Annotated in this window: 9 protein-coding genes; 8 read left to right on the forward strand and 1 reads right to left on the reverse strand. The window is 72.4% G+C overall.

The genetic code is table 11. The annotated features are described in order from the left end of the window. A partial coding sequence (locus CCN35_RS12285) for a hypothetical protein (protein WP_086792604.1) occupies positions 1 to 286 on the forward strand: 286 nt, incomplete at its 5' end. A gap of 73 nt (positions 287 to 359) precedes the next feature. Next, on the forward strand, positions 360 to 1,229 hold the full coding sequence (locus CCN35_RS12290) for a spermidine synthase (RefSeq protein WP_086792606.1): 870 nt from the start codon (positions 360 to 362) through the stop codon (positions 1,227 to 1,229). 87 nt (positions 1,230 to 1,316) lie between these two features. Here the strand turns inward: CCN35_RS12290 and CCN35_RS12295 are convergent, their stop codons facing one another. Then, positions 1,317 to 1,883, reverse strand: a complete 567-nt coding sequence (locus tag CCN35_RS12295) for a hypothetical protein (protein WP_067388300.1) — start codon at positions 1,881 to 1,883, stop codon at positions 1,317 to 1,319. A 147-nt stretch (positions 1,884 to 2,030) separates the two neighbouring features. On the opposite strand from CCN35_RS12295, the gene CCN35_RS12300 reads away from it, so the two are divergent. The 6 genes from CCN35_RS12300 to CCN35_RS12325 form a co-directional block, all read left to right on the forward strand. Beyond that, positions 2,031 to 2,735, forward strand: coding sequence for a response regulator transcription factor (locus tag CCN35_RS12300; protein ID WP_067388303.1), 705 nt, complete (start codon positions 2,031 to 2,033; stop codon positions 2,733 to 2,735). Further along, on the forward strand, positions 2,732 to 4,135 hold the full coding sequence (locus tag CCN35_RS12305; protein ID WP_067388305.1) for a sensor histidine kinase: 1,404 nt from the start codon (positions 2,732 to 2,734) through the stop codon (positions 4,133 to 4,135). Before CCN35_RS12300 ends, CCN35_RS12305 begins: the two co-directional genes overlap by 4 nt. Before the next feature lie 141 nt (positions 4,136 to 4,276). After that, entirely contained in the window at positions 4,277 to 5,737 is a 1,461-nt protein-coding gene (locus tag CCN35_RS12310; protein ID WP_086792608.1) for a glycoside hydrolase family 18 protein, read from the forward strand. Between the two features lie 444 nt (positions 5,738 to 6,181). Continuing rightward, the gene (locus CCN35_RS12315) at positions 6,182 to 7,330 is read left to right on the forward strand and encodes a radical SAM protein (RefSeq protein ID WP_067388309.1); all 1,149 of its coding nucleotides are present in this window, start codon (positions 6,182 to 6,184) and stop codon (positions 7,328 to 7,330) included. 100 nt (positions 7,331 to 7,430) lie between these two features. Then, a complete protein-coding gene (locus CCN35_RS12320) occupies positions 7,431 to 8,996 on the forward strand; it encodes an FAD-dependent oxidoreductase (protein ID WP_067388311.1) in 1,566 nt (521 codons plus the stop codon). Beyond that, positions 8,993 to 9,659: MFS transporter (locus CCN35_RS12325; RefSeq protein WP_158100395.1), on the forward strand; the 667-nt coding region annotated here is incomplete at its 3' end. The genes CCN35_RS12320 and CCN35_RS12325, both read left to right, overlap by 4 nt.

The raw sequence follows: 9,659 nt of genomic DNA on the forward strand, positions 1-9,659 counted from the left end.
GCGCCGCGGCGCGGGGGACGCGGTGGGACCCGTTCTGCACGACGACGAGGACGACACCCTGGGCTTCGTGGTCCCGCCCGGCACGGCCGCGGCCTGGGACGTGCCCGGGAGCACCTGCACCAGGACCGACGGGCAGGGCCTGCGGCTCACCCCGGAGCCGTCCGTGGAGGGCGCCGACTGGCTGGTCCCGCCCGGCGAGGCCGGCCTTGCGACCGATCCCGCGGTGCTGCGCCGGGCGCTGGGGGAGGCGGCCCGCATCATCGAGGCGGCGGACAACTGCCGCTGACGCCGGCCGGGCGGGCACCCGAGGCGCGGCACGCGCGTGCGTGCGGCCGTGCACGCCCTGCGACAATGAGCGCATGGGAAGGTCCACAAGGCCCCGCCGCGGACGAGGAGCCGCCCAGACCGTCGTCGAACAGGTCGACGGCGGGCTCGCGCACCTCGTGCCCGACCGGGAACGGGCGCGGGGCTGGACCCTGCTGATCGACGGGGCCCCGCAGTCGTACGTCGACCTCGACGACCCGGAGCACCTCTCCTTCGAGTACCAGCGAAGGCTCGGCCATGTGATCGACCTCGTCGCGCCGCCCGGCAGACCGGTGCAGGCCGTGCACCTCGGCGGCGGGGCGCTCACACTCGCCCGGTACGTCGCCGCCACCCGGCCCCGCTCCACCCAGCAGGTCGTCGAGCGGGACGCGGCCCTGGTCCAGCTGGTGCGGCGTGAGCTGCCGTGGGAGAGGAACGCCCGGATACGGGTGCGGTCGGCCGACGCACGCGAAGGGCTCGCCAAGGTCCCGGACGGCTGGGCCGACCTGGTCGTCGTGGACGTCTTCAGCGACACCCGCACCCCCGCCCACCTCACCTCCACGGAGTTCCTCGACGAGGTCCGCAGGGCCCTGAAGCCGGGCGGGGTCTGCGCCACCAACCTCGCCGACGGCCCGCCGCTGGCCCATCTGCGCGGTCAGATCGCCACCGCCGCCGCCCGGTTCGCCCACCTGGCGCTGATCGCCGACCCGGCCGTGCTGCGCGGCAAGCGCTTCGGCAACGCCGTGCTCGTCGCCTCCGACCGTCCGCTGCCGGTCGGCGAACTGACCCGCCGGGCCGCCTCCGACCCGTACCCGGCCCGGGTCGAACACGGCCGCGCCCTCGTCGACTTCACCGGAGGGGCCGCCCCGGTCACGGACGCCGTGGCCGTCGCCTCGCCGGCGCCGCCGCCCTCGGTCTTCCGCTGAATCCTCCGCCGGGCCCTTTGCCGCACCGAACGCCCGCCGAAAGGGCGGCGCCGGAGGGCCGGTCCGCCGGAAGGGGCGCCGGAAGCCTCAGTAGGTGCCGATGTCCACGTGCGGCGGACCGTCGTGCCAGGCGCAGATGACCGACACCCGGTCGGTGTCCGAGGTGAACTCCACACGGATCCATGTCTCGGTCTTCCACACCTGCATCGACCACCCCGTGCCCGGAGTGGCGGAGACCAGGGTCGCCGAGGCCTCGCCGAGGGAGAGGACCACCCGGCCGCCCCGGGTGTCGTAGCTCTTGACCTGCCCCGGGGAAGCCGGAGCGGAGGGAGCGGCAGGAGCGGGGGAGGCGGAGGGCGAGGAGGCCGGAGTGGTCGCGGGGGACGCCGGCGCGGAGGAGCCGGAGGCGGCCGGCCGGGTCCTGGACGTCCGGCTCGGCGTGGGCGACGGACTCGCGGACGCGGGCGGCCGGTGGGTGGAGGAGGCCTGCGGCCGCGACTCCTGCGTGGCCGCGCCGGCCGCCGTGATGGGCAGGGCACGCGGAGGGTCGTAGGCCGTGCCCGCCATCACCGTGTGCACGCCCCACCACGACAACGTGGTCGCCGCACCGGTGGCGAGCGACCACGCCAGTACGTGAACGAGTCCTCTGTGCATCGCGCTCCTACTGTCTCACCCGCCCCTCCCCGCCGTCCGCGTCGCCCTCGCGGAAGCGGAGTGAGGTTGTCCACAGACGGCCGGGGCCGGGCCGAAGGGGCCCCTGGGCTCGCGTCGATGGTGTGTGCATGGCGTACGGTGCGGCGCATGGCAAGTGTGCTCGTGGTCGAGGACGATCCGTTCGTACGCTCGGCGCTCATCCGGCATCTGACCGAGGCTTCGCACACCGTGCGCAGTGTCGGCACGGCCCTGGAGGCGTTGCGCGAGGTCGCCCATCACCGCTTCGACCTGGTGGTCCTGGACCTCGGACTGCCCGACCTGGACGGCTCCGAGGCCCTGAAGATGCTGCGCGGCATCACCGATGTGCCCGTCATCATCGCCACCGCCCGGGACGACGAGGCGGAGATCGTCCGATTGCTCAACGCCGGGGCGGACGACTATCTGACCAAGCCGTTCTCGGTCGAGCACCTGTCGGCGCGCATGGCCGCCGTTCTGCGCCGGGCCCGCTTCGGAGCGGGGGAGGACACGTCGTCCGCCGTGCTCCGCGTCGGCGGCCTGACCGTCGACCCGCTGCGCCGCCAGGCCGAACTGGACGGCGTACGGCTGGACCTGACCCGGCGTGAGTTCGATCTGCTCGCCTTCCTCGCCAGGCGGCCCGGGGTGGTCGTCTCGCGCAGGGAACTGCTGGCCGAGGTGTGGCAGCAGTCCTACGGCGACGACCAGACCATAGACGTCCATCTGTCCTGGCTGCGGCGCAAGCTGGGCGAGACGGCCGCCCGGCCCCGCTATCTGCACACCCTGCGGGGCGTGGGCGTGAAACTGGAGCCGCCCGGAGCGGAGCCGCCGCGATGAGATGGGCCCTGGTCAAGGTCTGTCTGGCGGTCACCACCATGGTCGTGGTCGCCTTCGCCGTCCCGCTCGGCCTGGTCGTCAAGGAGATGGCCCGCGACCGGGCCTTCTCCAACGCCGAGCGCCAGGCCGCGGCGGTCGCCCCCGCACTGTCCATCACCACCGAACGCGAGCAGCTGGAGCGGGTCGTCGCCTCGGCCGGCTCGGACGCACGGATGGCCGTGCACGTACCGGAGACCGACGGCAAGGCGGCCGTCGACATCGGCCGCGGCCGGGCCACCGACGAGGACATCGCCACCGTACGGAGGATGGGCCGCGCCTCCACCACCGAGGTGAAGGGCGGGTTCACCCTGCTGCAGCCGGTCGCGCTGAGCTCCGGCGCCATCGCGGTCGTCGAGGTCTACGTCCCCGAGGCCGAGGTCAGCAACGGCGTCGGCACGGCCTGGGCGGTGCTCGCCGGGGTGGGCGCGGCGCTCGTCGTCGGCTCGGTCGCCGTCGCCGACCGGCTCGGTGTGCGGATGGTGCAGCCCGCACAGCGCCTCGTCGAGGGCGCGCGCGAACTGGGGGAGGGCCGGCTGGGCGCCCGGGTGCCCGAGGAGGGGCCGACCGAACTGCGGCTCGCCGCGGCCGCGTTCAACTCCATGGCCGATCAGGTCGTACAACTCCTGGCGAACGAACGCGAATTGGCGGCCGACCTGTCCCACCGGCTGCGTACGCCCCTGACCGTGCTGCGGCTGAACGCGGCCTCGCTCGGCGACGGGCCGGCCGCCGAGCAGACCAGGGAGGCCGTCGCCCAGCTGGAGCGCGAGGTCGACACCATCATCCGCACCGCACGGGAGGCCAGGCCGCAGACCGCGGCCGCCGGTCCGGGCGCCGGGTGCGACGCGGCCGAAGTGGTCCGTGAACGGATGAAGTTCTGGTCGGCGCTCGCCGAGGACGAGGGCCGCACCTGGCGGCTGGCCGGTGTGGAGAGGCCGGCGCGCGTCCCCGTGGCCCGCGCCGACCTCGCCGCCGCACTGGACGCCCTGCTCGGCAACGTCTTCCGGCACACCCCCGAGGGCACGGCCTTCGCGGTCGACGTGCACCACGCCGACGACGCGGTGATCGTGCTCGTCTCCGACGCGGGCCCCGGCATACCCGACCCCGAGGCGGCCATGGCGCGCGGCCGGGGCTCCGGCACCGAGGGCTCCACGGGGCTCGGCCTGGACATCGTGCGCCGGCTCGCGGAGTCCACCGGCGGGGACGTGAGGATCGGCTCCTCCGTGCTCGGCGGCGCGGAGGTGCGCATCTGGCTCCAGCTCGACGGCCGCAAACCGGCCCGCAGGGGACACCGGGGAGCCGTGCGCCGCCGCCGGGCGGGCGCGCCGGCGTCGATCTTTAACCGTTTCCGATCCCATCCTTAAGCGGACCCTAAGATTCCCAACGCCCGCCCGGATCAAGCGTTTTGCCGGATTCCGGACCGCTAGCGTGCTGCCGCAACCCCCTTCCGCGGCATCCCTTCCGCGGCATTCCCCATCCGCGAGCAGCAAGAGGCGGACGACAGCATGAGCACGCACCGGCGCAGGATCAGTGGCAGGAACAAGGTGATGGGCGGTCTGCTCGCCGCGGCCGTGGCCGGCGGCGGGACGTTCGTGTTCACCAGCGTCGCGCAGGCCGCCGGTGTCGGCGCCGCCTACACCAGGATCAGCGACTGGTCCACCGGGTACAGCGCGCAGTACGTCGTCACCAACAACGGCGACCGGACGAAGAAGGACTGGACGCTGGAGTTCGACCTGCCCGCCGGGGCGAGGCTCAGCTCGCTGTGGAACGCCGAGTCCCGGGTCAGCGGACAGCATGTCACCGTGACGCCGCCGAAGTGGGACACCGACGGGCTCGCCCCCGGCGAGTCGGTCACCGTCGGCTTCGTCGTCAACGGCACCGGCGACCCGACGGGCTGCCGCATCGACAGCGGCAGCTGCTCGGCGGACGACTCCGCCGCCCCGGAGCCCGAGGGCCGCCCCACCGAGACCGGGACCCCGGCCCCCACCGCGACGCCGACCGGGTCCGAGACGGCCGCTCCCACGCCGGCGCCGACCACCACGGCCCCCCGGGACACCGGCAGCGGCACGAAGGCGAGCGCCGGATTCGCACCGTACGTCGACACCTCCCTCTTCCCGGCCTTCGACCTGCTCGCCGCCGCGGACGCGACCGGTGTGAAGAACTACAACCTCGCCTTCGTCACCGACGGCGGCGGCTGCACCCCCATGTGGGGCGGTGCCGGCGACCTCGCGAGCAACGGCGTGGCCTCCCAGATCGGCGCCCTGCGCGCCAAGGGCGGCGATGTGCGTGTCTCCTTCGGCGGTGCCGCCGGCTCCGAACTCGCGACCACCTGCTCCTCGGTGGACGCGCTGGCCGAGGCGTACGGCAAGGTCGTCGACCAGTTCGAGCTCACCAAGGTCGACTTCGACGTCGAGGGCGGCGCGCTGCCCGACAAGGCCGCCAACACCCGTCGCGCCCAGGCCATCGCCAAGCTCCAGCAGCGCCACCCGGACCTGGACGTCTCCTTCACCCTGCCCGTCATGCCCCAGGGGCTGACCCAGGACGGCGTGGACCTGCTCGCCGACGCCAAGGCCAACGGGGTGAGGATCTCCGCGGTCAACATCATGGCGATGGACTACGGCCCCGCGTTCAGCGACGACATGGGCGACTACGCCGAGCAGGCCGCCACCGCGACCCAGGCCCAGATCAAGAGCATCCTCGGGCTGTCCGAGAGCGAGGCCTGGAAGACGGTCGCCGTCACCCCGATGATCGGCGTCAACGACGTCGTCACCGAGGTCTTCAAGCTCGAGGACGCCACCCAGCTGGTGAACTTCGCCAAGTCCAAGGGAATCGGCTGGCTGTCCATGTGGTCCGCCACCCGTGACAAGCAGTGCCCCGGTGGCCCCAAGCAGGCCGCCGACGCGACCTGCAGCTCCATCACCCAGGACGACTTCGCCTTCTCCAAGGCCTTCGCCGCCTTCGACTGATCCGACCGGTCCGACCGGTCCGACGGCTCCACGCGGGACCGTCCCGAGAGACCATCACCGACAACGGGGAACGCGCCCCGGCCGGCTCACCCCCCACCCGGCCGGGGCGCATTGTCGTGTCCGGACGGACGGTACGGACGGGACGGACGGCTGGGGGCGGTACGGACGGTACGGACGGCTGGGGGCGGTGGGCGCGTCCTCGTCGCCTCCCCGCGCCGCACACCGCACTCACAGCGGCGGAACAGTGGCGAAACGGCGGCGAAACGGCGGCGAAATTCAGCCAATCGGCATGTGCAAAGGACCGGTTTCTGCTGGCTGATTGACATATAACCAGTCAGTTGTGCACCGTGATGGGAGCGCTCCCATCACTGTCTGACATCGCCCTGTCTCCCTGCGAAGCATCCCGTCCTTCGTTCGTCCGCCGATTCGGAAAGTGACGGCACCATGCCCAACAGCACTCCAGCCCAGTCCAGCACTTCTCTCGGCACCGCATTCGTGGAGCGCAACCTCGACCTGGTGGGCAAGCTCTACCAGCGTTCCGTGTATCCCTCGGTCCTCGACGTCGCCCACGGCAAGCGCCTGTCCGCACCGCTCGTGGTCGACCTGGACCCCACGACCGTGTGCGATCTCGCCTGCCCGGAGTGCATCAGCTCCCAGGTGCTGCACCATGGCCAGATAGGCCAGGACCGCATCGTCCGCCTGGCGCACGAACTGGCCGGGTCCGATGTGCGCGCGGTGATCCTCATCGGCGGAGGAGAACCGTTACTGCACCGCTCCGTCGGCGAGATCATCGAGGTTCTGCACGGGGCCGGCATCAAGCTGGGCCTGGTCACCAACGGCACCCAGATCCACCGCCATCTCGACCGGCTCGCCGAGATGCTGTCCTGGGTGCGGGTCTCGCTCGACGCGGCCACCGCCGAGACCTACCGGACCTTCCGTCCCAGCCGGGGCAGGCGCAGCGTCTTCCCGCAGGTCATCGAGAACATGCGGAAGCTCGCCGCACGCAAGAAGGGGCGGCTCGGCTACTCGTTCCTGCTGATGCAGCGCTTCGACGAGGACGGGAGGGTCACCGCCTCCAACTACCACGAGGTGTACCAGGCCGGTGCGCTGGCCCGGGACATCGGCTGCGACTACTTCGAGGTCAAGGCGATGCTGGACCAGGACCACTACACGGTCAACCAGCGCGCCGAGCACATCGAGCTCGTCGAGGAGCAGATCGCCCGGCTGCGCGCGCTGGAGGACGACTCCTTCCACGTCCTGCACTCCTCCAACTGGCAGGCCGTGCGCCACCACGTCGACTCCGTGCAGCCGAAGGACTACCACCGCTGCGCGGTCGCCGAACTGCGGACCACCGTCACCCCCACCGGTGTCTTCGTCTGCCCGTACCACAGGGGCAACCCCAAGGGGCGGATCGGCGACATCCGGGAGACCAGCTTCTCCGAGCTGTGGGCGTCGGCCGACACCACGGTGATCGACCCCAGCGAGGACTGCCGTTTCGTGTGCGCCCGGCACGCCACCAACCAGGAGATCCGGCTGCTTCCCCGGCGCCCCGAACCGCCGGAACTGACGGAGGACTTCGACCCCTTCATCTGACGTCGTCCGGTCGCGTCCGACGCCGCCCGGCGCCGGTGGCGTCCCCCGCACCTTCGTCCTCCGCCGCCCTCTGCCCGACCCCAAGGCCAGGAGCCCGTCCATGCGTTTAGCCGTGATCGGAGCCGGTCCCGCGGGACTCACCTGCGTCAAGCAGGCTCTCGCGGACGGCCATGACGTCGTCTGCTTCGAGAAGCACCAGGCTCTCGGAGGCATCTGGAATCCCGCCTCGGGCGGCGCGTACGCCGGAGTCCGGATGCAGAGCTCCCGCATGAGCATGCCGTTCTCCGACCATGCCCCCACCTTCACGGCCGACTTTCCCACGCAGGCCGAGGTGCAGGAGTACCTCGCCTCGTACGCCGAGACATTCGGCCTGCTCGAGTCGGTGCGTTTCGGACAGGAGGTCGTCGAGGTCGCGAAGGACGGCGCGCACTGGCGGGTGACGGCCCGTGACATGCGCGACGGGACGACGCGGTCCGAGCAGGTCGAGGCGGTCCTCGTCGCCAACGGCGAGCTGTGGCGGCCCCGGATGCCCGAGGGCGGCCTGCCGTCGCCCGACTGCGGCGTCCGGGTGCTCGCCTCCCCCGAGTACCGCGGCCCCGACGAGTTCCGCGGCAAGCGCGTCCTGGTCGTCGGCGGCGGGGTGAGCGGCGCCGACATCGCCGCCGACCTCGCCCCGCACGCCGCCCGGGTGGACTGGTCGATACGCCGCAAGGTGCTGTTCCTGCCCCGCAGGATCGGCGACGCCTACAACGACGCGCTGTTCTCGTACGCCGGCCGGGTCGCCGTCGAGGACGTGCCGTACGCCGAGTACCTCGGCTGGCTGACCGAGTGGCTGCCGGAGTACATGGAGATGTACCGGGCCACCGGACTGCTGCCCGAGGACGGCTTCCACGGCGCGGTGCACATCAACGGGGAGATCATCCCGGCGGTCCACGGCGGAGGGGTGCACCCCGTGGCGGCCTTCTCCCGGTTCGCCCCGGACGGCGGGACCGTCCTCACGGACGGCACGACCGGCCGGTACGACGCCGTGGTGCTGTGCCTGGGCTACGAGCCGCCCGACTACGGGTTCATCGACGGCCTGCGCCGCGAGGACCTGTACGAGCACCACTTCTGGCGGCACGACCCGACCCTGGCCGTGGTCAACACCCCTGTGGACACCGAGGCGTTCGGCACCGCCTGCCCGTACTTCGAGACGATCGCGGGCTGGGTGCTGAGCGTGCTCGGCGGCAAGACCGCACTGCCGGGGCCCGAGGAACGCGCCGAGTGGTGCGCCCGCCACATGTCCGCGCTGCACGAGCGGCGTTACCTCGACTGCTGGCTGGAGACGATCCGCCTCGGCCTGCTCAGCGGCGCCCTGCCCGACCCGGCGACCCACTTCCGCGACTACTGGACCCTGGTCTCCAGCCAGGTCGACCCCGCCAACCTGCGTCCGGGACACATCCGCCCGATCCCCGCCGTCCACGACGGACGCCTGGACCTGGCGGGCCTGCGGCACCGCGTCCTGGCCTCGCTGCCGGCCGAGGCCCGGGAGAGCCTGCTGGCCCGCGGCGAGATCGACGAGGCCGACCTGGCGGCCGCCGCCCGCGTGCCCGAGGACCGGGTCCTGGCGGCATGGCTGCCGTACCGGCAGCGCGAGACCGCGCCGACCCCGGGTGGAGCCGCGTGAACGCCCAGGGAACGACCGGAAACAAAACCGGCGGCCGGTGGCGCCTGCTTCTCGACCCCGCGGTGCTCAACCTGATGGCCGCCACCGCGGCGGTCGGGCTGGCCGGCGCGTTCGTGGTGCCCACCACCAGCCTGTTCCTGAGGGAGGCGGTCGCCGCCACCCCCCTGATGGTGGGCCTGTTCTTCGCCGCCCGGTCGATCGCGGAGATCGGTACGGACGTGGTGGTCGGCGCGGTCTCCGACCGGCTGCGCAGCCGCCGCACCATCCTGGTCCTGACCGCGCTCTTCAACGCGGCCGGGGCGCTGTGCTACACGCTTCTGCGCGACTACTACCTGCTGCTCCTGGCGGGCATGGTCTGCTTCGGGCTCGGCGGCGCGTGCTTCGGGCAGCTCTTCGCCTACACCCGGGAACTCGCCGACGCGCGCGGTGTGGACGCCCCGTTCTTCAACGGCTTCCTGCGCTCGGTCACCTCGCTGGCCTGGGTGGTGGGTCCCCCGCTCGCCTTCTGGGTGATCGCCGACTGGTCCTTCACCGCCCTGTACGCGACGACCGCCGCCCTGTCGCTGCTGGCGGCGGCACTGTGCGGGTGGGGGCTGCCGGACCCGCACAAGCCCGGTTCCCCGAAGTCCGGTTCCCCGAAGTCCGGTTCCGCGGAGTCCGGTT

The sequence above is a fragment of the Streptomyces thermovulgaris genome (genome assembly GCF_002155915.1).
Lineage (GTDB): Bacteria > Actinomycetota > Actinomycetes > Streptomycetales > Streptomycetaceae > Streptomyces > Streptomyces thermovulgaris.

Bases quoted from the DNA above. Each gene is read 5' to 3' on its own strand.
- CCN35_RS12290 (WP_086792606.1), top strand. From the start codon at position 360: ATGGGAAGGTCCACAAGGCCCCGCCGCGGACGAGGAGCCGCCCAGACC.
- CCN35_RS12295 (WP_067388300.1), bottom strand. From the start codon at position 1,883: ATGCACAGAGGACTCGTTCACGTACTGGCGTGGTCGCTCGCCACCGGT.
- CCN35_RS12300 (WP_067388303.1), top strand. From the start codon at position 2,031: ATGGCAAGTGTGCTCGTGGTCGAGGACGATCCGTTCGTACGCTCGGCG.
- CCN35_RS12305 (WP_067388305.1), top strand. From the start codon at position 2,732: ATGAGATGGGCCCTGGTCAAGGTCTGTCTGGCGGTCACCACCATGGTC.
- CCN35_RS12310 (WP_086792608.1), top strand. From the start codon at position 4,277: ATGAGCACGCACCGGCGCAGGATCAGTGGCAGGAACAAGGTGATGGGC.
- CCN35_RS12315 (WP_067388309.1), top strand. From the start codon at position 6,182: ATGCCCAACAGCACTCCAGCCCAGTCCAGCACTTCTCTCGGCACCGCA.
- CCN35_RS12320 (WP_067388311.1), top strand. From the start codon at position 7,431: ATGCGTTTAGCCGTGATCGGAGCCGGTCCCGCGGGACTCACCTGCGTC.